18 protein-coding genes are annotated in these 21984 nt (G+C 68.3%); all 18 read right to left on the minus strand.

Annotated features, from left to right (window positions below; genetic code table 11):
• Positions 1-15 precede the first annotated feature (15 nt).
• Positions 16-1020, minus strand: coding sequence for a PhnD/SsuA/transferrin family substrate-binding protein (locus MEU52_RS11910; protein WP_238122513.1), 1005 nt, complete (start codon positions 1018-1020; stop codon positions 16-18).
• Positions 1021-1043: 23 nt separating this feature from the next.
• The gene (locus MEU52_RS11915) at positions 1044-1787 is read right to left on the minus strand and encodes an ABC transporter ATP-binding protein (RefSeq protein ID WP_443267083.1); all 744 of its coding nucleotides are present in this window, start codon (positions 1785-1787) and stop codon (positions 1044-1046) included.
• Between the two features lie 43 nt (positions 1788-1830).
• Positions 1831-2718 (minus strand): ABC transporter permease, encoded by an 888-nt coding sequence (locus tag MEU52_RS11920; protein ID WP_238122514.1) that lies wholly within the window; start codon positions 2716-2718, stop codon positions 1831-1833.
• 265 nt (positions 2719-2983) lie between these two features.
• Complete coding sequence (locus tag MEU52_RS11925; RefSeq protein WP_238122515.1) at positions 2984-4591, minus strand: ABC transporter substrate-binding protein; 1608 nt, start codon at positions 4589-4591, stop codon at positions 2984-2986.
• Between the two features lie 48 nt (positions 4592-4639).
• On the minus strand, positions 4640-5791 hold the full coding sequence (locus MEU52_RS11930) for an LLM class flavin-dependent oxidoreductase (protein WP_238122516.1): 1152 nt from the start codon (positions 5789-5791) through the stop codon (positions 4640-4642).
• 94 nt (positions 5792-5885) lie between these two features.
• Positions 5886-6896 carry an ABC transporter ATP-binding protein gene (locus MEU52_RS11935; protein ID WP_238122517.1) on the minus strand — a complete coding sequence of 337 codons (1011 nt, stop codon included), beginning with the start codon at positions 6894-6896 and terminating at the stop codon, positions 5886-5888.
• A complete protein-coding gene (locus tag MEU52_RS11940; RefSeq protein WP_238122518.1) occupies positions 6893-7885 on the minus strand; it encodes an ABC transporter ATP-binding protein in 993 nt (330 codons plus the stop codon). The genes MEU52_RS11935 and MEU52_RS11940 overlap by 4 nt, the downstream gene beginning before the upstream one ends.
• Positions 7882-8787: an ABC transporter permease gene (locus MEU52_RS11945; protein ID WP_238122519.1), complete on the minus strand. Its 906-nt coding sequence runs from the start codon at positions 8785-8787 to the stop codon at positions 7882-7884. The genes MEU52_RS11940 and MEU52_RS11945 overlap by 4 nt, the downstream gene beginning before the upstream one ends.
• On the minus strand, positions 8784-9788 hold the full coding sequence (locus MEU52_RS11950; protein ID WP_238122520.1) for an ABC transporter permease: 1005 nt from the start codon (positions 9786-9788) through the stop codon (positions 8784-8786). Before MEU52_RS11950 ends, MEU52_RS11945 begins: the two co-directional genes overlap by 4 nt.
• A gap of 3 nt (positions 9789-9791) precedes the next feature.
• Positions 9792-11432 (minus strand): ABC transporter substrate-binding protein, encoded by a 1641-nt coding sequence (locus MEU52_RS11955; protein ID WP_238122521.1) that lies wholly within the window; start codon positions 11430-11432, stop codon positions 9792-9794.
• A 77-nt stretch (positions 11433-11509) separates the two neighbouring features.
• Positions 11510-12745, minus strand: coding sequence for an acyl-CoA dehydrogenase (locus tag MEU52_RS11960; protein ID WP_238122522.1), 1236 nt, complete (start codon positions 12743-12745; stop codon positions 11510-11512).
• A gap of 281 nt (positions 12746-13026) precedes the next feature.
• The gene (locus MEU52_RS11965) at positions 13027-14370 is read right to left on the minus strand and encodes an LLM class flavin-dependent oxidoreductase (RefSeq protein ID WP_238122523.1); all 1344 of its coding nucleotides are present in this window, start codon (positions 14368-14370) and stop codon (positions 13027-13029) included.
• 197 nt (positions 14371-14567) lie between these two features.
• Positions 14568-15677, minus strand: a complete 1110-nt coding sequence (locus tag MEU52_RS11970; RefSeq protein WP_238122524.1) for an ABC transporter substrate-binding protein — start codon at positions 15675-15677, stop codon at positions 14568-14570.
• A 99-nt stretch (positions 15678-15776) separates the two neighbouring features.
• On the minus strand, positions 15777-16580 hold the full coding sequence (locus tag MEU52_RS11975; protein WP_238122525.1) for an ABC transporter ATP-binding protein: 804 nt from the start codon (positions 16578-16580) through the stop codon (positions 15777-15779).
• The gene (locus MEU52_RS11980) at positions 16574-17602 is read right to left on the minus strand and encodes an ABC transporter permease (protein ID WP_238122526.1); all 1029 of its coding nucleotides are present in this window, start codon (positions 17600-17602) and stop codon (positions 16574-16576) included. Before MEU52_RS11980 ends, MEU52_RS11975 begins: the two co-directional genes overlap by 7 nt.
• A gap of 11 nt (positions 17603-17613) precedes the next feature.
• Positions 17614-18666 (minus strand): ABC transporter substrate-binding protein, encoded by a 1053-nt coding sequence (locus MEU52_RS11985; protein ID WP_273546315.1) that lies wholly within the window; start codon positions 18664-18666, stop codon positions 17614-17616.
• Between the two features lie 587 nt (positions 18667-19253).
• Positions 19254-20597 carry an LLM class flavin-dependent oxidoreductase gene (locus tag MEU52_RS11990; protein ID WP_238122528.1) on the minus strand — a complete coding sequence of 448 codons (1344 nt, stop codon included), beginning with the start codon at positions 20595-20597 and terminating at the stop codon, positions 19254-19256.
• A 23-nt stretch (positions 20598-20620) separates the two neighbouring features.
• Positions 20621-21982: an MmgE/PrpD family protein gene (locus MEU52_RS11995; protein ID WP_238122529.1), complete on the minus strand. Its 1362-nt coding sequence runs from the start codon at positions 21980-21982 to the stop codon at positions 20621-20623.
• Positions 21983-21984 lie beyond the last annotated feature (2 nt).

Below are 21984 nucleotides of genomic sequence, written 5' to 3' on the forward strand. Positions count from 1 at the left end.
AACGAGCGCCCCGACTCAGTTGCCGCCGACCGTGGCGGTGTTGAAGGCGCGGTTGAACTCGACGCTGACGTCGATCTTCTTGGGGATCGCACCGGCCTCGAACAGGATGTCGGCGATCTTCTGCTCACGTTCCACCAGCTTGTCATCCAGCGGCTGGAAGGTGGCGTTCTGATAGGCGGTGGTGAGCTTGGCGCGGGTGGGCGTCTGCTTCACCTTCTCCACATAGAGCTTTTCCACCGTATCGAGATTGTTGGCATACCAGGTCCAATGGCTGCGCACGCGGGCCAGGAAATCGGCCAGAGCGGCGGCCTTGGCCGGGTCCTTGAGCACATCGCCGCGGGCGGTGAAGACGTTGAGGGCGGGAATGTCGAGGGCGTCGCTGGTGACGATGACCTTGGCGCTGCCCCTCTCGATGCCTTCCGCCACCGGGGCGATGGAGCCGGAATAGGCCTGCGCCCGGCCGGAGTTGAAGGCGGCGGCCGAGGCGTTCTGATCGCCGAGCTGCACCGGCTCGTAATCCTTCGGCGTCAGCCCCGCCTTGATGCCGGAGAGCACGTATTGGAGATAGTTGAACCCGCCGAAATTATAGGCCCAGGTCTTGCCGCGCAGGTCCGCCAAAGTATTGATGCCGGCATCCGCGCGGGCCACGGTGACGATGGGCGGATATTTGGCATCGGTGGCGCGCCAGCCGGCGACGATCTGCAGCGGCGGCCGCGCCGGGTCCCAGTCTTCCTTGGCCTTGCCCTGCTCGATGATGAGCGAGGTGTCGCCCATATGACCCACATCGATATTCTTCGAATAGAGCGCCGACAATTGCGCCGCCGGGCCGGGCAGGATCACCCATTGCACCTCATAGGGCGCGCCTTCCAGCACCTTGGACGCCTCTACGGTGCTGGGCACGGTGAGATCCTGGTAGCCGACCAAGAGCTTCACTTTCTCCTCCGCCGCGAAGGCGGGGGTGGCAGACAACACGAGGCCGGCGGCGAGGATCAGGCGGCGGGATAGAACGGGCAAGGTCACGGTGAGGGCTCCGCAGAAGAGGGTCAGGCGTGGTGGGGGATGGAGGGGGCGACGCCCAGCTCGGCGAGCAGGCGGGCGCGCAGGGCCACGAAGGCGTCGTCGCCGCGCTGGCGGGGGCGGGCGAGATCGAGCCGCGCGTCGAAGCGCACCTTGCCGCCGGCCAGCACGATGACCCGATCGGACAGGAGGATGGCCTCGTCCACGTCGTGGGTGACGAGCACCACCGCCGGCAGATGGCGCCGCCACAGCTGGGCGACCAGATCATGCATGCGGATGCGGGTGAGGGCATCGAGGGCGGCGAACGGCTCGTCCAGCAGCAGGAGGTGAGGCTCGCGGGCCAGCGCCCGGGCCAGCGCCACCCGCTGCGCCTCGCCGCCGGAGAGGGTGCGCGGCCAGGCGTCCGTGTGGCGGCCGAGGCCCACCTCTTCCAAAGCCCGGGCGGCAGCGGTGCGGGTGGCGGCGGTCTGTGGCGCGCCGAGCAGCACGTTCTGCCACACCCGTTTGGCGGGGACGAGGCGCGGCTCCTGGAACACCACCGAGCGGGCGGCGGCCACCTGCACCCGGCCGCCATCGGCGCCGTCGAGCCCGGCGAGAATGCGCAGCAGGGTGGTCTTGCCGGTGCCGGAGGGCCCGAGCAGGGAGATGAACTCGCCGCGCCGCACGTCAAGATCGATGCCGTCGAGCACCGCGCGGCCGTTGAACACCCGCCGCACGCCGGCGAGATGGACCGCCACCGGGTTATCCGCGAACGGATCGGGAGCGGGGATGTAGGAGGTGGCGCGCACCGGCGCGGGGTGATGCAGGGACGAGCTATGCAGGGACAAGGCTGGGCCTCCAGGGCAGAGCGAGGCGTTCCACCACGCGCATGGCGAGATCGATGAGAATGCCGAGCAGCGCGTAGACGATGATGCCGGCGATGATGATGTCGGTGCGCTGGTTCTGGTTGGCGTTAATGAGGATGAAGCCGATGCCGGAGCGCGCGTTGATCTGCTCGGCGGCCACCAGCGCCAGCAGTGCCACGCCGGCGGCATAGCGCAGGCCTACCAGGATGGAGGGCAGGGCGGTGGGGATGATGACCCGCTGCGCGATCAGCCGGGGCGAGAGGCCGAACACCTGCGCCGCCTCCACCAGCTTGGCGTCCACGCCGCGCACGCCGGCATAGGTGTTGAGATAGACGGGGAAGATGGTGGCGCCGAAGATGAGCGCGATCTTCGCCTGCTCGCCGATGCCGAACCAGATGATGAACAGCGGAATCATGGCGATGAAGGGGATGGTGCGCAGCATCTGCAGCGCCGCGTCGGACAATTCCTCGCCGAGCCGCCATAGGCCGGCGCACAGGCCGAGGATGAGGCCGGTGGTGGCGCCCAGCGCCAGGCCCACCAGCGCCCGCCCCAGGGAAGCGGGAATGGCGCTCTGTAGCTCGCCGGTGCGGATCAGCTCGGCGAAGGCGGCGATGATGTCGGCCGGAGAGGGCAGGGTTTCCGGGCTCACCAGATGCAGCGCGCACACCCCCTGCCACACCACTAGAAGCACCGCCGGCACCAAAGCGCGCAGCAGCAGGCGCAGAGTCTTGGTGAGGCCCGAGCGGGCCCGGTTCGGCCGGGCCGGGCGGCTGAGATCCACCAGCACCAGCGGCGGTGCGGTGGAGGGGGAAACGGCCGCGGCAGCGGACGCAAGCTGGGACGGATGCAGGGGCAAGGGATCCTCTCTCAGAGGCGGGGCGGAGCGCCCTGCTGAGGTGTCGATCCTCTTAATTTAATAAAATCGATAAAATAACTCAATTAAAATTTGAGCGTTGCCACAAAAGAGATGGGCGAAGGTTGGGTGATGGTGCGTGGAAGTCGTGCGGGCTGTCATTCGGGCCCGTGCGGTCGTCATGAAGCGGGCAAGCGCTCCGAAGTGGCACCGGGCGTGCAAGGCCCGGCGGCTGGGTTGAACCGCCGGGCCCGCCCGCGACGGGGGCTCAGCCCCTGGTGCTCGGCACCGGTTCGAGCCAGGCGGAGCCGAGGCTGCCGTAGACGCCGACCGGGCTCACATCCACGCCCTTCAGCCGGCTCGACCAGACGCGGAACTGCTTCAGCTCCAGCAGGGAGATGGAGGGAATATCGGTCTGGGCGATCAACTGCAGGCGCGCCAGAAGCGCCTTGCGCTTGGCCACGTCCGCTTCCACCGCGGCTTCTTCCACCACCGCGTCGAACTCCGGGTTGGAATAGCCGGAAGCATTGCTCCAGGGCGAGCCGGGCTGGATGTTGCGGCTCCAGAAGCGCCGCTGCACGCCGAGCTGAGGATCGGAGAAGGCGGCATAGAACACGTTCAGCGTGTCGAAATCGTAGTCCGTATAGGCTTTGCGCAGGAAGGTGGGCAGGTCGTAATTGATGAGCTCCACCTCGACGCCGACACGCTTCAACTGCTGGCGGATGAATTCGCCCGAGCGCTTGAAGTCGTCGCCATAGGTATGGTTGAGGTGGGTGAAGCGCAGGCGCACGCCGTCCGGGCCGCGCTTCAACCCCGCCTCGTCCAGCAGCGCCTCCGCCTTCTTGGGGTCGTATTCATATTGCGGCAGGTCCGGCGCGTAGAATTGCTTCTGGCTCGCCGGCACCGGGCTCGTGGCCGGCACCGCGAAATCGTACCAGACGTTGCGGGCGAGGGCGCGCCGGTCGATGGCATAGGCGATGGCGCGCCGCACCCGGATGTCGTCGAACGGCTTGCGGCGAAGGTTGAAGTCGAAGAAGAAGATCGGCGACACCGCCTCCCAGCCCCGCGTTTCCACCACCACGTCACCACGCTTCGCCAGCCGCTCCACATCGGACAGGGGCACCGGGCTCAGGGGAATGTACTGCACCTCGCCGGTCTCCAGCGCGGCGGCGCGGGTGCCGGCATCGGGCACCACCTTGAAGGTGATGCGATCGAGATAGGGCTTGCCGGCATCCCAATAATTGGGGTTCCGCTCCAATGTGATGTGGCTGCCGCGCACCCACTCCTTAAAGATGAAGGCACCGGTGCCGATGGGCTTGACGTTCCACGGATTGGTGAGTGGGTCGGTGCCTTCATAGAGATGCTTGGGGAAGATCTGGGTTTCGTTGGCCGAAAGCGCCGCCCAGATCACCGGGGAGGGCTTCGCCAGCTTCAACACCACCGTGTGATCGTCCGGCGTCTCGATGTCTTCGAGATGCTGATAGGTACCGCGCCCACGCGGGTGGGTCTTCTTCACCACGTCCAGGATGGAATATTTCACGTCGGCGGCCGTGAACGGCACCCCATCGTGCCACCTCACGCCCTGGCGCAGGTGGAAGGTGAGGGTGAGACCGTCGGGGGATTGCTCGAACCGCTCGGCGAGGCGGGGCTGGGGCGTCCCGGTCTCGTCATAGGTCACAAGGCCATCGAAGATGTTCGCCGCGATGACGATGGTGGGGTTCGAAACCGCGATGCCGAGGTTTTGCGGCTCGGGCACGACGATGCTCACCAGATGCCCGCCGCGCACGGGCGTGCCGTCGGCGGCGCGGGCCACGGGCATGGTGGCTAGCGAGACGCCGGCGGCGGCGAGGCGGAGGAGATCGCGTCGATTGAACATGGGGCAGCCTTTGCGGTTCGTGTCGTGCTGTGCGTGTTGTGGGAGGGATCAGAGCCGCAGGCCGGCTTGCTTCAGCAGGGGCAGGACCGCCGTGCCGAAATAATCGAGGTCGGGCTGGAAATCGAAGAAGGCGAGCTGCACGCCGTCCACGCCCGCCTGCTTCAGCCGGATGAGCTTGTCCGCCACCTGCTCCGGCGAGCCGATAATCTGGATGTTGCCGCCCAGAATGCGGTGCTCGCCTTTGTGGTTGCGCCAGGCCTGGCTGTCGCCGGCGGCATGGTGGTCGAGGAAGCCCTGCAGCGCCTCGGTATCCGCATGGGCGAGGATGGCGGCGTGATATTCGCGCGCCTCCTGCTCGGTGGGGCGGCAGACGATCATGGGGTTGATGATGGCCCTGACCTCGCGGCCCACCTCCCGCGCCTTGGCCTTCAGGGCGCCCACATGCGCCGGCAGGGCTGCCAGCGCTGCCTCGATCTCGGCGCCCGCCGGGCTGGTGATGAAGACGAGATCCGAATGCTGGGCGGCATAGGCAAAGCCCGCCGCCGAGCCGGTGGCATTGACCAGGATCGGCCGGCCATATTTCGGGCGGGGTGAGACGAAGGCCTCCTCCAGCTTCCAATACTGGCCGTCGATGGTGACATTCTCGCTGGAGGCCCACAGCCGCTCCACCATGCCGATGAATTCGTCGGCGCGGGCATAGCGGGCGTCATGCTCGATGTGGGGAATGCCGAACATGCGCGGTTCGCGCGGGGCATAGCCGGTGACCATGTTGATGCCGAACCGCCCGCCGGAGATGTGGTCCAGCGTCGCCGAGAATTTGGCGAGGTGCAGCGGATGCCACGGCCCGTACAGCACATGGATGGTGGAGATGAGCAGGATGCGCGAGGTGACCGAGGAGAGCGCCGCCACGGTGACGAACGGGTCGATGGTCTGCTCGCGATACTTGAGGGCGCCGCCATAGCCGTTCTTGCCCACCCATTGGGCGAGGCCGAAGGCGAGGTCGAAGCCCAACTCCTCGGCCTTGAGGGTGAGGGCCTTGTTGTAGTCGAAGGTCCAGTCGGTGGTGCGCGGCAGGGTCGAGGGCGACCAGCCGCCGTTCTGGATGGGTAGGAACAGGCCGAGCAGCAGGGGCTGCTTCAATGCCTGCGACAGGGGGCTGTCGGGATAATCGGCGGGGGACAGGGTGATGCGTGCATTCATGGGTCGGGTCTCCGGATCGGCGGGCACGAGGCTGCGCCGGGCGGGGCAGGCAATGGGGGCAGGCAGATGCGGTCGGCAGCGGGGCGTGGCGCGCTCAGGCGGGTGTCACGAGATGGCGCTGGGGCGCGGCGGGGGCGGGCTGTGGCGTCGCCGGCGTCGCGAAATGGCAGGCGGCGAAATGGCCGTCGGCAATGGGTCTCAGCGCTGGCGCCTCGGCGGCGCAGCGCGCCACCGCCAGCGGGCAGCGGGTGTGGAAGCGGCAGCCCTGCGGCGGCGTGAAGGGGCTCGGCAGATCGCCGCCGATCACCTCTTTGTCGGCGATGCGGCTATGGGCCGGGTCCATGCGCGGCAGCGCATCCATCAGCGCCCGGGTATAGGGGTGGGCGGGGGCTCGCCAGAGCCGGTCGCGGGGGGCGATTTCCACCAGTTTGCCCAGATACATGATGGCGACGCGATCGGCGATGTGCTCCACCACCGAGAGGTCGTGGCTGATGAAGAGGTAGGCGACGCCGGTGGTGCGTTGTACCCGGCGCAGCAGGTTCAGCACCTGCGCCTGCAGCGACACGTCGAGCGCGGAAACCGGCTCGTCGCAGACGATCACCGAGGGCTTGAGGGCCAGCGCCCGGGCGATACCGAGCCGCTGGCGCTGGCCGCCGGAGAATTCATGGGGCAGCCGGTCCACCAGCTCCGGCCGTAGGCCCACCTCCTCCATCAGCGCCAGCACCCGGGCGCGGCGCTCGGCCTTGTCCCGAACGCCGTTGAGCTTCAGTGGCGTTTCCAGGATGGTGAGTGCCCGCTGGCGCGGATCGAGGGCGCCCATGGGGTCCTGGAACACCATCTGCACCTTCGGCCGCAGGGCGCGGCGCGCGCGGGCGGAGAGAGTGGTGAGGTCCTGCCCATCCACGGCGAGTGCGCCCGAGTGCGGCTCCACCAGCTGCACCACGGCCTTGCCGAGGGAGGACTTGCCGCAGCCGCTTTCGCCCACCAGCCCAAGGGTTTCACCCGGCGCGATGGTGAGGGAAAGGCCGTCCACGGCGGTGAGGCGGCCGCGCGCGGTGGCGTAGGTGACCACGAGGTCGGTGATGGCGAGGGCGGGCGCGCTCATGCGGGCTCCTCCACAGGGGCGTGGTGGGTGCGGATGCAGGCGACGGCTCCGGCTCCCGCCAGAGGCTCCAGCGGCGGCGGGCGCAGCCGGCAGGCATCGATGGCGAAGCCGCAGCGGGGCGCGAAGGCGCAGCCCGCGGGGAGATCGGCGAGGGAGGGCACGATGCCGGGAATCTCATCGAGAAATGCCCGGGTGACACCGGGCGTCGGCCGCGCCCGCATGAGGGCGCGGGTGTAGGGGTGGAGCGGGCGGGCGAACAGGTCGGCCACCGGCCGCTCTTCCACCTTGCGCCCCGCATACATCACCAGCACCCGGTCGGCAGTTTCCGCCACCACCCCGAGATCGTGGCTGATGAGCACCAGGCTCATGCCGAATTCCCGCTGCAGCGACACCAGCAGCTTCAGGATCTGCGCCTGCACTGTCACGTCGAGGGCGGTGGTCGGCTCGTCGGCGATCAAGAGGGCCGGACGGGCGGCGATGGCGATGGCGATCATCACCCGCTGGCGCATGCCGCCGGAGAAGCGGTGGGGAAAGTCATCCACCCGCCGCTGCGGCTCGGGAATGCGCACCAGGTCCAGAAGCTCCACCGCGCGGGACCGCAAAGCGGCGCCGCGCAGGGCGGTATGGCGCTTGAGGCTCTCGATGATCTGGGTGCCGACGGTCTGCACTGGGTTCAGCGCCGAAAGCGGGTCCTGGAAGATCATGGCGATGCGGTTGCCGCGCAGATCCCGCATGGCCCGCTCGCTGAGGGGCAACAGGTCGGTGCCGTCGAACCGCACATGGGTGCCGGAAATCTCCGCCGGCGGTGCCTTCAGCAGCCGCAGCAGGGCCATGGCGGTCACCGACTTGCCGCAGCCGCTTTCGCCGACGATGGCGAGGGTTTCGCCCGCGGCCACCTGGAACGAGAGGCGGTCCACCGCCGTCAGCCGGCCGCTCGGGGTGCGGAAGCGCACCGTGAGGTCGGCTACATCGAGGAGGGCGGGGCTCATGTCAGCGCCACCCGCGGGTTGAGAACATCATTGAGCCCATTGCCCAGGAGGTTGAGGGCCATGACGGTGATGGAGATGGCGATGCCGGGCAGCGCCGTCATGTACCAGGCGGTGCGCAGCACCTCGCGACCGGAGCCGATCATGGACCCCCAGGAGATCAGGTTGGGGTCGCCTAGGCCGAGGAACGACAGCGCCGCCTCGGTGAGGATGGCGTGGGCGACGAGGATGGAGCCGGCCACGATCACCGGGGAGATGGCGTTGGGCAGGATGTGGGTGAGGATGATGCGGCCGTGGCCCATGCCCATCACCCGCGCCGCCTGCACGAATTCGGCATCACGCAGGCGCAGGGTCTCGGCCCGCACCAGCCGGGCGATCTGCGGCCACGAGGTGATGGCGATGCCGAGCACGATGGAGGTGATGGAGGGGCTGAGGATGGCCACGACCACCACCACGAACACCAGCGAGGGCATGGTCTGGAACACTTCGGTGATGCGGGTGAGCACCTGGTCCACCCAGCCGCCGAAATAGCCGGAGAGGGCGCCGAACAGAACGCCCAGCCCCACCGCCAGCGCCGCCGCCGCAAGCCCCACCGCCAGCGAAACGCGGGCGGCATAGACGAGACCCACCAGGATGTCGCGGCCGAGCATGTCGGTGCCCAGCGGATAGGTCCAGGTGGTGAAGGGCCAGATGAAGGGCCGCGCCACCATGTCGAGGGGGTCGCCGGGAAACAGCACGCCGGCGAACACCGCTGCCAGGGAGACCAGGAGGAGGCCGGTGGTGCCGATGAGCGCAGTGCGGCTGCGCAGGAAGCGGGCGGTGAAGGAGGAGGGGTTGAGCCGCCAGCTGCGGCGCGACCGCGCGGGGGCCAGCGCCAGTGGCGCTGAAGTGGCGTCGAGGCTCATCGGATGTCGATCCTCGGGTCGAGCAGGGCATAGACGAGATCGGTCGCGAGGTTGGACACGATCACCAGGAACGAGGAGAAGAACAGCACGCCGAGCAGCAGATTGATGTCGCGCTGGAACACGGCATCGAAGGCCAGTCGCCCCATGCCGGGCCAGGCGAACACGGTCTCGATCACCACCGAGCCCGACAGCAGCGCGCCGAGCTGCAGGCCGGTCATGGTGACGATGGGCAACAGCGCGTTGCGCAGCACGTGGCGCACGGCGATGGGTAGAGGTGCGATGCCCTTGGCGCGGGCGGTGCGCACGAAGTCCAGCTCCTGCACCTCCAGCATCGCCGAGCGGGTCAGGCGGGTGTAGATGGCGATGTAGAAGAAGGCGAGCGACAGCACCGGCAGCACCATGTGCCGCGCCACGTCGCCCACGGCGGCAAGGCCGGTGTGGACGTTCTGCAGGTCGGACATGCCGCCGGCCGGCAGCCAGCGCAGCTCCACCGAGAACAGCACGATCAGCATCAGCCCCACCCAGAACAATGGCGTGGCAAAGCCGACCGTGGTGAGGGCGGAGAGGATGCCGTCCGGCCAGCGCCCCCGCCAATGGGCGCTGATGGCGCCGAACATCATGCCGAGCAAAAGCGCCACCAGGAGGCTGGAGAGCATGAGCAGGGCGGTGTTGGGCGCGCGGGACAAGATCAGCTCCAGCACCGGCATGGAGTTGCGGAAGGAATAGCCGAGGTTCAGCTGCAGCAGCTGCCCCATGTATTTCGCGAACTGCGCCGGCAGCGATTCGTCGATGCCGAACTGCTGACGCAGCAGCGCCATGTATTCCGGCGTCGCCGAGCCCGCCTCCCCCGCCATCACCTCGGCGAGGTCGCCTGGGGCGAGGCGCAGGAAGAAGAAATTCAGCACCACGATGGCGAGAATGGTGGGCACCACCTGCACCACCCTCAGGCCGAGATAGCGCAGCACCCGTCCATCGGGCAGGCGAAGGGCGATCCGGGGCATGGGTCAGCTCTCCAGCCACACGGTCTTCAGGGACTGGTAGCCGGCGAACGGGCCATATTCGATGCCGGCGAGCCGGCGCGAATAGACGCGGAAGAAGCTGAGTTCCAGCAGGTTCACCGAAGGCAGCTTCGCCTGGGCAAGGCGCTGCAGCTCGCGGATCTGGGCATTGCGCGCCTCCACATTGCCTTCGGTCTGGATGCGGGCGATGACCGCATCGATCTCGGGATCAGCGACGCCGGAGGCGTTGGAAGAAGGCGTGCCCTTCTTGATGGCCTGGCTCCAATAGCGGCGCTGAACGCCGATCTGCGGATCGGGATAGGCGGAATACCAGGCGCTATGGGTATCGAAGTCGTAATCGGTGAAAACCACCTTCACATAACTCGGCAGATCGTAATTGCGCAGGGTGACTTCGATGCCGATGCGCTTCAGTGCCTGCTTGAAGTATTCGCCGGCGCGCCGATAGTCCTCGCCATAAGCGGAGGGGATGTGATCGATGCGCAGGCGCACGCCGTCCGGCCCCTTGCGTAGCCCGGCCTCGTCCAAAAGCGCCTCGGCCTTGGCGAGGCTGTAGTCGTATTGCGGCACGTCGGCGGTATAGAATTGGGTCTGATAGCTCGGCACCGGCCCGGTGGCCGGCTTGGCGAGACCGTAGAACACCGTATCCGCCAGCGCCTGCCGGTTGAGCGCGTGGGCAAAAGCCTGGCGCACGCGAATATCGCCAAACGGCTCGCGGCGCAGGTTGAAGTCAAAGAAATACATCTGTGCCGGGCCTTCAAAGCCACGGGTTTCGACCACCAGATCCTTCGAGGCGCGGATGCGGGCCACGTCGGCGAGCGGCACCGGATTGAGCGGAATGTATTGGGCCTCCCCTGTCTCCAGGGCGGCGGCGCGGGAGGCGGGATCGCGGATGATGCGGAACACCACCCGATCGAGATAGGGCCGGCCCTTGTCCCAATAATTGGGGTTGCGCTCCAGCACGATCCGGTCGCCCTTCACCCATTCCTTGAAGATGAAGGCGCCGGTACCGATGGGCTTGGAATTCCACGGGTTGGTGAGCGGGTTGGTGCCCTCGTAGAGATGCTTGGGCAGGATCTGGGTTTCGGTGCCGTTGAAGGCGGACCACACTACCGGAGAGGGTCGGGAAAACCGGAATACGGCCGTATAGGGATCAGGCGTCTCCACGGCGGTGAGGTTGGCGAACACCGCATTCCCGCGTGGATGGGTCTTCTTCGTCACCTCCATCAGGGAATATTGGACATCCGCCGCGGTGAAAGGCGTGCCGTCGTGCCAGGTCACGTCATCGCGCAGGCGGAAGGTGATGGTGGTGCCGTCGGCCGAAGTCTCCCACGATTTCGCCAGCGCCGGCCGGAGCTTGAAACCCTCGTCATAATCCACGAGGCCGTCGAAGATGTTTGAGGACACCGCCACCGCCGGGGCCGAGATGGTGATGCCGGCCACCAGGCCCGCGGGCTCGGGATCGAGCACCGCCACCAGTGTTCCGCCGGCCTTCGGCGCGGGGGATTCGCTGGAGGTCGTCGCGGCAGCGCCAAGGCGGGCGGTGGCCGGCACCAGCAAGGTTGCGGCGGCGCCGGACAACAGCGTGCGGCGGGAGAGGGCAGGCAGGCGGGACGGGAAATGGGGCATGACGCGGGAGGCTCGATACGAATGAGGAGGTGCCGGCCGAGAACGGCCCTGGCCGGCGCATGTGGAGTGCGGGCGGCTCAGAAGAAGCTGGCGGAGGGCAGCGGCGTGCCGTCGATTTCCAGCTTGCCGAGCAGGCGGGCCTTGTAGGCGCGCGGATTGTGCGAGGCGATGGTGCGGGCGTTGCGCCAGTGGCGGTCCAGATTGGCGTCGCGATGGGCCGCCGAGGCGCCTCCCACATCGAACAGCTGGCCGCCGGCGCGCAGCACCAAGTCGTCGATGATGACCTTGGCGCGCGCGGCCCGTACGGCGGCTTCGTGACCGGCCTCGCGCAGATCCTCTTCGCTAGCGCCGGTGCTGCGTTGGCGGTCGGCCACATCGAGGGCATCGGCGGCGGCCAGGATCAGGGTTTCGGCGGCGAAGGCATAGGCCGAAAGCTCGCCGATGGTCTGCTGCAGGATGGGGTCTTCGGTGGGCACCGGGGCCGGGGCGAAGAAGAAGGTGTGGGTACGGCTCTTCAGGAGGGCGGTGGCGTCCTTCAGCACCGCGCGCAGAATGCCGGCGTTCACTGTGGTGAGGAACAGTTGGGGCAGGGTGCTGGTGTAATAGGCGCCGTAGCCGATGCCGTCGGCGTCGACCACCACCTCGTCGGGCTCCACCCGCACATTGTTGAACACGGTGGTGCCGGAGCCGGTGAGGCGCTGGCCGATGCCATCCCAGTCGTCCACCAGCTCGATTCCCTCACGCTTCACCGGCAGCACCAGCGAGGCGTTGCGCCCGTCCGGGGTGGCGACGCGCACCAGCACGAAATCGGAGAACAGGGTGCCGGTGGAGTAGTATTTGCGGCCGGTGATGCGCCAGCCATCGCCATCGGGCTCCAGCACGGTGGCGAAGGGGGAGCCGCCCACCACCTTGGCGTTGCTCTCCGTATTGGCGAGGCCGACGATGGCGCCCCCCGCCACCGCCTCGCGCCAGCGCGCCTCCGCCTCATTCTTCGGGGTGCGGGCGTAGCGCTCCACGAAGGTGAAGTGGTTGCGCAGGATGTGGGTGACGTTGGGATCGGCGGCGGCGAGCTTCAGCACCACCTGAAACAGCTCGCGGAATGATGCTCCCGCGCCGCCGGCGTCCACCGGTAGCCGCAGCGCCCCGAGCCGGGCCTGGCGAACCAGGGCCAGCGGCTCGTGGGGCAGGATGCGCTCGGCCTCACGCTTCAGCGCGCCTTCGGCGATGACCTCGATCAGCGCATCGAGCGCCGGAGACTGAGGACGAAGGGGTGCCGAAGGGGCCGTCCGTGCGGCGGAAACGATTTCATTCATGGGTGTTCTCGCGGGCGATGTCGTGGGGGATCTCGTGTGACGCGGGATTGGCGTCGAAAGCAGCGTCGCCGCTCCTGGCGCGCGTCGGTGTAACGCCATTAATCATTAAATAGATGGATTAAGTCAAATAAATAAATCGTCCAATCCTCTGGTTCGCGAGGTTGGGTCGCGAGGCAGGCCAAAACGCTGTTCTGGCAATAAATATGAGCCCCCCGCTGGCTTGGTGCGTGAGGCTCCAGGCGGCGACCGGTCCCGTTGAGGTGAGGCGCGACAGGCCGCTTTCAGGCGTTCGCTGCGGCGGGTGTGCAGGTGCTGGCAGCGAAGCGGCTCTGTGGCACTTCGAGGCCGAAATGGCCGCGTAGGGTCCGGCCCTGGTAGTGGGTGCGGAAGATGCCGCGCCGGCGGAGCAGCGGCACCACATGATCCACGAACACCTCGAGCCCATCGGGCAGCACGTCCGGCATCAGGTTGAAGCCGTCCGCCGCGCCGGTGCGGAACCAGTCCTCGATATCATCGGCGATCTGCTCGGGCGTGCCCACCACCACCCGATGGCCGGTGCTGCCGCCGAACTGGCGGATGAGCTGGCGAACCGTCAGCTTGTCCCGGCGGGCGGCGCTCACCAGGGCATCGAAGAAGGTCTGCATGCCATCGCTCGGGCGGGGCACGTCGGGCAGGGGGCTGTCGAGATCAAGGCTGGCGGGATCCACGCGAAGAATGCCCGCCACCCGGCGCAGGCCATAGTCGCCGGGCATCAGCTCCCAGAGTTCCTCCTCGCGGCGCCGGGCTTCCGCCTCGGTGGAGCCGATGATGGTGCCGAGGCCCGGGAGGATGACGATATCGTCTCCGCTGCGCCCGAAGGCGCGTGCCTGACTGCGGATCGCCTGGGCGAAGGCCAGCGCGTCGGCTTTGGAATGGGCCACGCTGAAGATGGCCTCGGCGGTGCGGGCGGCGAGCGCCTGTCCGTCGGCGGAGCCACCAGCTTGCACCAGCACCGGGCGTCCCTGGCTGGAGCGCGGCACGTTCAGCGGACCTTCCACCCGGAAATAGCGTCCGGAATGGTGGATGGCGTGGACCTTGGCGGTATCGATGAAGCGGCCACTGGCCTTGTCGGCCACCAGCGCGTCGTCTTCCCAACTGTCCCACAGCGCGGTCACCACCTGCGCGAATTCAGCCGCCCGCTCGTAGCGGGTGGCATGGGCCTCCAGCGCATCGGCGCCGAAATTGCGCGAGGCGGCGGGATCGGCCGTGGTGACGATGTTCCAGCCCACCCGGCCACCGCTGGCGAGATCCAGGGAGGCAAAGCGTCGGGCCAGATTGTAGGGGTGATTGTAGCTGGTGGAAGCGGTGCCGATCAGCCCCAGGTGCTCGGTGGCGGCGGCCACGTGAGCGAGCACAATCGTCGGTTCCAGGGCCTGGAAGGGGCGATGCTCGGGCCGGTCGGCGAAGCTCGGCACATCGGCGAGAAAGATGGCATCGAAGGTGCCCCGCTCGGCGACCTGCGCTACCCGCACATAATGGCGGACATCGATGAACGCAGCCGGGTCCGCGCCGGGCGCGCGCCACGCTGAGCCGTAGAAGCCGGAGTTGAGGGTGTTCACATTGAGATGCAGCTCGCGCCTGCTCATGGTCTTGCTCCTCGGCTTGAAGCCTGGCCCGTGCTTCGGCTCCGTGCGGGAGATCCTCGGAGAGGTCGGGCAACGACTGGCGATCGGTCGAAGCCAGCTTAGAATATATATCCACTTAATCAATCGAAATTATATAAAGTTATGCGGCGAGCGGTGCCCGATGCCGCTCGCCGTCGCTCCTGCGGGATGGCCGGGGCTTAGCTCAACACATCCACATAGATCTTCTCGGCAAAGCGCTGGCTGTTGGTGGTGGGCTTCATTACCTGCACCAGCTTCAGTTCGTCGGCATAGAGGGCGAGCTGCTGCTTCAGGGCGGTGTTGATGGGGCTGTGGTGATGATCCTGGCTGTTCAGCATGGCCACCAGATCATCCACCGAGCCCTTGCCGCCGTAGCCCGCGAACACCCGCGCCGCGAGTTCGGGGTCGGCGCCGACCTTGTGCGCGCCTTCCAGGATGGCGCGGGTGAGGGCGGTGGCGACCGGCCGTTCATCGCGCACCAGGCTGCCCCGCACGCCGATGATGCAGCAGGTGCGGTCGGCATATTTGCCGGAGAGGTTAGTGGCGATTTCCACCAGCTTGCCGTTGGATTCCTTGATCCAGATCCAGGTGCGCGGGTCGGCATCGGCCAGCGCCTGGGCCTCGCCCTTCTGGATCGCCAACGGCAGCGCCTCCAGTGGATACTGCCGCCACTCCACGTCCTTCACCGGATCGATGCCCAGTTCGGCGAGATAAATGGAGAAGAAGTTCTTGCCCGGAGAGGCCTGATCGGAGACCGCGATGGTCTTGCCCTTCAGCGCCGCCACGCTGGTGACGCCGGCGCCGGCATCACCCAGCAGCCGCAGGCAGCCGCCATGGACACCGGCGGTGATCTTCACGTCGAAGCCCTGCTCCAGGGGCTTCAGCCAGCGCAGTGCCATGCCGATGCCGGCATCCGCCTTGCCGGTGGCGATGGCTTCCAGTAATTGCTCGGTGGAACTGCCGAAATTGACGAAATCCACGTCGAGCCCATGGCGGGCGAAAATGCCGGTCTCCTTGGCCACCGGCGCCGCCGCGGTGCAGATGGCGCTGGCATTCCAGGCGAGCTTCAGCGGCCGCAGCGGCCCGGTGGGGGCGGCGCCGTCGGCGGCGGTGAGGCAGAGGGGAAACTCAGCATTGACCGCAGTGCCGATGGCGCCGGGCGCGCCCATCAGATTGGCTGCCAGCCCGCGGCCGCCGAGCCCACCGAGGGCGGTGGCGGCACCGGCGGCAAGGCCATAGCGCAGCAGGGCGCGGCGGGAGGTGGAACGATCTTCGGTATCACGGGACATCAGGGGCTCCTGGGTGAGGAACGGGCAAAACGGGCAGCGCGCCGGGGCCGTCGGGGGCCGCGGCGCGCGTGGGCTGGGGGCGAGCGCGTGGGCGGCGCCTCACCAAGTGGCGTCGAGGCCGAGCAGGCCGAGCAGGTGATGGCGCAGTTCCGCCAGCCGCGGGTCGCCGCGATGGCGCGGGTAGGGCACGTCCACCTTCACATCGGCCTTGATGCGGGCCGGGCGCTCGGAGAAGACGATGACCCGCTCCGCCAGGAACAGGGCTTCCTCCACGTCGTGGGTCACCAGGAGCGCGGTGAAGCGGGCGTCCTCCCAGAGCTTCAGCAGCTCAGCCTGCATGGTGATGCGGGTGAGGGAGTCGAGCTTGCCCAAAGGCTCGTCCAGCAGCAGCAGGCGCGGGTCGTTGACCAGGGCTCGGGCGAGGGCCACGCGCTGCGCCATGCCGCCGGAGAGCTGCCGGGGATAGGCGCCGGCGAAGCTCGCCAGCCCCACCAGCGACAGCGCCTTGCCCACCCGTGTCCGCTCGCGCCGCAGGATGCCGCGGGCTTCCAGGCCGAGGGCCACATTGTCCCCCACGGTCCGCCAGGGGTAGAGGGTGGGGTCCTGGAACACCAGGATGCGGGAGGGATCAGGCGTGCGGATGGGCGCGCCATCGGCATCTACCCGGCCCTCGGTGGCCTGCTCAAGCCCCGCCACCAGGCGCAGCAGGGTGGACTTGCCGCAGCCGGAGGGGCCGAGCAGCGCCACGAACTCCCCCGGCTCGGCGGTGAAGCTCACCTGGCTCAGCACCGGCAGGGGCGCATCCTTGAGGGTGAAGGCATGGCTCACGTTTTCCACCGTGAGCCGGATGCCGGAGGCCGCAGATACCGCTGGAATGTCGCGGGAAAGGGTTTCGGTCACCACCGCACGAGCTCCTTCTGCCAGGCGAGGACGTGGTCACGGACGCGGAACAGCAGGGTGACGAGGCCGGAGCACATGAGCGCCAGCACGATCAGCGCGGCATACATGTTGGCGTAGGCGGCCCAGCCCTGGGCCCATTGCAGGTACCAGCCAAGGCCGGCCTTCACGCCCAGCATCTCGGCCACCACCAGCACCGCGAACGAGGTGCCGAGGCCCATGAACAGGCCCACGAACACGTGGGGCAGGGCGGCGGGAATGGCCACCTTCAGCACCAGGAAGCGCTGGTTGCCGCCGAGGGTGCGGGCGATGTCGTAATAGTCCTTGTTGACGCTGGCGATGCCCGACCAGGTGAGGATGGTCACCGGAAATCCGGTGGCCAGGGCCAGCAGGAACACGCTGGCGCTCCAGCTGGAGGGGAACAGGAAGAAGGCCACAGGCAGCCACGCGGTGGCGGGTAGCGGGCCGATGAAACGCAGCACCGGGTGGGCCCAGTAGCCGGCCGCCCGCCACCAGCCGATGGCGACGCCCAGCGCCACCCCGACCACGGCGCCGATGCCATAGCCCCAGGCCAGCAGCTTCAGCGAGGCAACGGTGCTGAGGCCGAGCTTTTCCCAATCATCGAAATAGACTTCCACCAGTGCCTGCGGCGGTACGAAGAAGGGGCGGGGCAGCAGCTCCAGTTTGGCGGTGACGATCTCCCACGCCAGAAGGCCGAGCGGCACCACCACCAGCCAGGGCCCCCAATAGCGCAGGGTGCGCAGGGGGATGCGGGCTGTCGGACCGAGCAGCGCGAGGCCGAGGAGGATGGCACCGATGACGCTGAGGCCAACGGCGAAATCGAAGGTGTAGGGGAAATCGTCCGCATCCGGCACCAGGCCGGAATAGGCGCCGGTGGCGAGCCAGACGGCGCCGGCGAGAAGGCCGGTGGTCCAGATCCCGGGCCGCGCGCCAATGCGCTGCGCCCGTGGTGGCCGCGTGGCCGCGACGGCGCGGCCGGCGGCGGTTTCGACGAGCTGGTCGGTCATCACATGTCTCCTCAGCTCAGCACGTCCGCATAGACTTTTTCGGCGAAGCGCTGGGTGTTGGTGGTGGGGCGGAACACCTGGACCACCTTCAATTCCTCGGCGTAGAGGGCGATCTCCTGCTTCAGGGCAGGGCCGACGGGGGCGTGATTGTGGGTGTGGCTGCGCAGCATCTCGGCGAGTTCGTCCACCGAGCCCTTGCCGCCATACGCCGAGAAGATCTCGGCGGCCCGCCGCGGGTCCTGGTGGACCACATGGCCGCCTTCCAGGATGGCGCGGGTGAGGGCGGTGGCCACCGGCTTGTCATTGCGGATCAGGCTGCCGTTGACGCCGATGATGCAGCACGATCGGGTGGCATATTTCTCTGAGAGATTGGAGGCGATCTCCACGAAGCGCGCGCTCTCGCCACCCGCCTGCCGCTCCTTGAGGAACAGCCAGGTCAAGGGGTCCCAATGGGCGATGGCCTGCGCCTCGCCCTTGTCCACCGCCAGGGTGAGCGCCTCGCCGGGATATTGGCGCCACTCCACCTCTTTGAACGGGTCGATGCCGCGCTCGGCGAGGTAGATGGAGAAGAAGTTCTTGGCCGGCCCGGCTTGATCGGCGATGGCGATGGTCTTGCCGCGCAGGGATTGCAGATCGCTCACCCCCGCCTGCGGCGCACCCAGAAGCCGCATGCAGCCGCCATGGAGGCCGGCGGTGATCTTCACGTCGAAGCCCTGCTCCAGTGGCTTCAGCCAGCGCAGGGCCATGCCGAGGCCGGCGTCCGCCTTGCCGGTGGCGAGTGCCTCCAGCAGCATTTCGGTGGAGGCGCCGAAATTGACGAAATCCACGTCGAGGCCGTGGCGGGCGAAAATGCCGGTTTCCTTCGCCACAGGCGCGGCGGCGGTGCAGATGCCGCTCGCCGTCCAGGCAAGCTTCAGCGGCCGCAGCGGGCCAGTCGGCGTGGTGCCGTCGGCGGCGGTGCGGCAAAGCGGGAACTGGGCATCGATGGCGGGCCGGATGGCTGCCGGTGCGCGCAAAAGATTGGCCGCGAGCACGTGGCCACCAGCGCCGCCCAAGGCGGTCATGGCGCCGAGACCCAGGCCAAGACGCAGCAGCGCCCGCCGGCTGGTGGGGGTGGACGTGGCGACCGCCTGTGGTGGTCGGCCGTTGGGTGGGACGGGAGGTCGGGGCACGGACATCTCCACGGTGAGTCATTAGTTTACAAAATTTATTGAAATAATAAACTATGAGTCAAGCGATGATCTCATCGACCTTTGTCCAGTGGTGTTTGGCGCAGCAGTTGCGACGGCGCGCGGGCACAGCCCGAAGCCAGCGGCTGGCCTCCGGTTCGTCGGGGCGATGCCGGAGAGCGGTTGGGGTTGCCGGCTGGGTCGTGCGGGAGGCTGTCAGCGTGCCTTTTGTGGCCCTGTCAGTGGGTCACGTCTGTTGAGCGGCGGTCGGGCCGGATCGGCGCAGGCCGGTAAGTGCGGCCGACGCATATGGGGCCGCAGAGACGGGGACGCGCGGGCGATGTGGGACTATTGCGGCAGGAGGCGGCCCCAGCTTGGTCGATGCCAGCATGGGGCAGCGCTTGGCGGGCCACTTGGCACCTGTCGGCCGACCGCCGGGACCAGCCGCGCAAGGCGCGGCCGGGTTCGCTGTCGCGGCGGCCTCAGGAGGCTGCGCTGGTGGGCGCGGGCGTGCGGGCGGCGGTGTAGCGGTTCTCCGGCGCCGCAAGGCCCAGATGCGCGCGCAGGGTAGAGCCCTCGTAATCGGTGCGGAACAGGTTCCGCTCCTGCAGGATGGGCACCACGTGATCGACGAAATCGTCGAGACCGCCGGGGAAATAGGGCGGCATCACATTGAATCCGTCGGCGGCGCCGGCCTTGAACCAGGCTTCCACAGCATCCGCCACATCCACCGGGGTGCCCACCACCATCCAATGGCCGCGGGCCGCGCCCACGCGATTCAGCAGATCGCGGATCGTCAGCGTGTCGCGCCGCGCCAGCTCGATCAGCAGCCGCGCCCGGCTCTTGATCTGGTCGCTGTCCGGCAAGTCCGGCAAAGGCCCATCGAGGGGATAGCCGGAGACATCCGCGCCCAGGCGCTCGTTGAGCAGCGGATAGGCGGAGGTGGGATCGGTCCAGCTCTGCAGCAGGTCGAGCTTCTCCCGCGCCTCCTGCGGCGTGCGGCCGATCACCGGGAACAGGCCCGGCATGATGGCGAGGCTCTCGGGCCGGCGACCATGGCGGGCGAGGCGGTCCTTCAGCCCCCGATAGAAAGTGCGGGCTTCAGAAACGTCGGTCTGCGCCGTGAACACCACGTCGGCGGTGCGGGCGGCCAGCTCCTGGCCGGGATCGGACGAGCCGGCCTGGATGATCACCGGCTGGCCCTGGGGGCTGCGGGAGGAATTGAGCGGGCCCTTCACTGAGAAATAGGCGCCCTCGTGTTCGAGCACATGCACCCGTTCCGGATCCACATAGACGCCGCTCGCCTTGTCGGCGACCACGGCGCCGGTCTCGAAGCTGTCCCACAGGCCCTTCACCACGTCCACATATTCGCCGGCAATGGCGTAGCGCTCCGCATGGGAGGGGTGGGCGCGGCCGAAATTGGCGGCGGACCGGGCGTAGGAGGTGGTCACCACGTTCCAACCCGCCCGGCCACCGGAAATATGGTCCAGGGAGGCGAACACCCGGGCGGTGTGGAACGGCTCGCCATAGGTGGTGGACGCCGTCGCCACCAGGCCGATGCGGCTGGTGGATAGGGCCAGGGCCGACAGCAGGGTCAGCGGCTCCAGCCGCACCACCATGGAGGGGTGCGCGTCGGTGGTGGTGGACAGGCCATCGGCCAGGAACACCATGTCGAACTTGCCGCGCTCGGCGGTGCGGGCGACCTGCTGCAGCAGCGCGAAATTCTCCGAGCCGGATTGGGCATCGGGGTGGCGCCAGCCGGCCACATGGTGCCCGGCGCCCTGCAGGAACAGGCCGAGGTGGAGATGTCGGGGAGCGTCCGCCATGGGGAAAGTCCTTTTGCGATCAATCAGGCCGCGGCGGTGCGGCGCGAGGACGAGGGGGCAGAAGCAAGGCCGGTGAACAGGGCGGCGAGATCGGCCGCGCTCTCCATCCGGGCGATGAGGTCGGGCAGCGCCTGGCGGGCCGGCACCGGGCCGGCGGCATCGAGGAACTTGGCCCTGAGATCACAGGCGCCGCGCACCTTGGCGACCCGCTGGGAAACGCTGCGACCATCGGCCAAGGTGATCTCCACCACCGAAAAGCGGGTGTGCGCGTCATTGCGCATGGGCGGGGCGGCCGCATCGGTGCGGCGGGCCACCTTGGCGAGCAGGTGGGCGGCATCGGCCTCCACCGGCCGCTCGTCGAAGGCATCCACCGGCAGGCGGCCGTCGATGAGGGCGCGGGCCACCACATATTCCACGCTGAAGCGGCCCTCGGTGCCGGTGGCGGGCCGCTGCACCACCAGGGGCGCGTCGCCGCCGGGTGGGAAGGTCACCGTCACCGCCGTCACCTGGGCCGGATCGATGGCGTGTTCGGTCCGCAGCGCCAGGGTGGCCTCGGCGGCGCAATGGGTGCCGGTGCAGCAGGCGAATTCCTTGAAGATCAGGCCGGGCGCCACGATCTGCCAGGGCGCGCCGAAGCCCTCCACCAGCCGTTCCGGCGCCTCGGCGCCCGCGCCGTAGGCCGTCAGGAAGCCGATGGGGCCATCGGCGAAGGCGGATGAGCCGGCAAGGCCCGCTTCGGCAAGGCTCGCGGCAAGGAGGCCGGAGCGCGCCGCGAGGCCCGCGTGCAGCGGCTTGGCATCGGTGCCGAACTGCAGTCGCAGGCCGGCGGACTGGGTGGCGGCGAGCCCCAGCGCATTGGCCGTGGCGGCGGCATCGAGCCCGAGCAGATGGGCGGCGGCCGCCGCGGCTCCGATGGTGCCCAGGGTGGCGGTGGAATGGAAGCCGAGCTCATAGTGGCGGCTGCCGAGGGCGAGGCCCAGCCGGGCCATGGCCTCCACCCCCACCACATAAGCGCTGAGCAGGGCGCGGGCGCTTGCCCCACGCGCCTCGGCAAGGGCCAGCAGCGCCGGCAGGATCACGGTGCTGGGGTGGCCGCGCACGCTGGCGTGCACGTCGTCATAATCGAGGGCATGGCCGGCATGGCCGTTGATGAGGGCCGCCGTGTAAAGATCCACCCGCTGCGGCCGGCCGATGAGCTGCGCCACCGGCGCGCCCGCCGCCGGGGCCAGCACCCGCCGGAGCTGGCTGGTGGAGGGATCTTCAGCCCCGGCGAAGGCGCAGGCGAGAAAATCGAGCACCCCGTCGCGGGCGGCGGCGAGCGCCTCCGGCGCGCTCTCCAGCCGGGCTTCGGAGATGTGACGGGCGAAGTGTGCGGTCAGGGGCATGA

The organism is Xanthobacter sp. NM-25 (assembly GCF_022138605.1).
GTDB lineage: Bacteria > Pseudomonadota > Alphaproteobacteria > Rhizobiales > Xanthobacteraceae > Xanthobacter.

Coding starts and splice junctions, on each gene's coding strand:
- MEU52_RS11930 (WP_238122516.1), bottom strand. CDS start 5,791: ATGAATGCACGCATCACCCTGTCCCCCGCCGATTATCCCGACAGCCCC.
- MEU52_RS11980 (WP_238122526.1), bottom strand. CDS start 17,602: ATGACCGACCAGCTCGTCGAAACCGCCGCCGGCCGCGCCGTCGCGGCC.
- MEU52_RS11955 (WP_238122521.1), bottom strand. CDS start 11,432: ATGCCCCATTTCCCGTCCCGCCTGCCTGCCCTCTCCCGCCGCACGCTG.
- MEU52_RS11985 (WP_273546315.1), bottom strand. CDS start 18,666: ATGACCGCCTTGGGCGGCGCTGGTGGCCACGTGCTCGCGGCCAATCTT.
- MEU52_RS11960 (WP_238122522.1), bottom strand. CDS start 12,745: ATGAATGAAATCGTTTCCGCCGCACGGACGGCCCCTTCGGCACCCCTT.
- MEU52_RS11935 (WP_238122517.1), bottom strand. CDS start 6,896: ATGAGCGCGCCCGCCCTCGCCATCACCGACCTCGTGGTCACCTACGCC.
- MEU52_RS11950 (WP_238122520.1), bottom strand. CDS start 9,788: ATGCCCCGGATCGCCCTTCGCCTGCCCGATGGACGGGTGCTGCGCTAT.
- MEU52_RS11925 (WP_238122515.1), bottom strand. CDS start 4,591: ATGTTCAATCGACGCGATCTCCTCCGCCTCGCCGCCGCCGGCGTCTCG.
- MEU52_RS11940 (WP_238122518.1), bottom strand. CDS start 7,885: ATGAGCCCCGCCCTCCTCGATGTAGCCGACCTCACGGTGCGCTTCCGC.
- MEU52_RS11995 (WP_238122529.1), bottom strand. CDS start 21,982: ATGCCCCTGACCGCACACTTCGCCCGTCACATCTCCGAAGCCCGGCTG.
- MEU52_RS11945 (WP_238122519.1), bottom strand. CDS start 8,787: ATGAGCCTCGACGCCACTTCAGCGCCACTGGCGCTGGCCCCCGCGCGG.
- MEU52_RS11965 (WP_238122523.1), bottom strand. CDS start 14,370: ATGAGCAGGCGCGAGCTGCATCTCAATGTGAACACCCTCAACTCCGGC.
- MEU52_RS11990 (WP_238122528.1), bottom strand. CDS start 20,597: ATGGCGGACGCTCCCCGACATCTCCACCTCGGCCTGTTCCTGCAGGGC.
- MEU52_RS11970 (WP_238122524.1), bottom strand. CDS start 15,677: ATGTCCCGTGATACCGAAGATCGTTCCACCTCCCGCCGCGCCCTGCTG.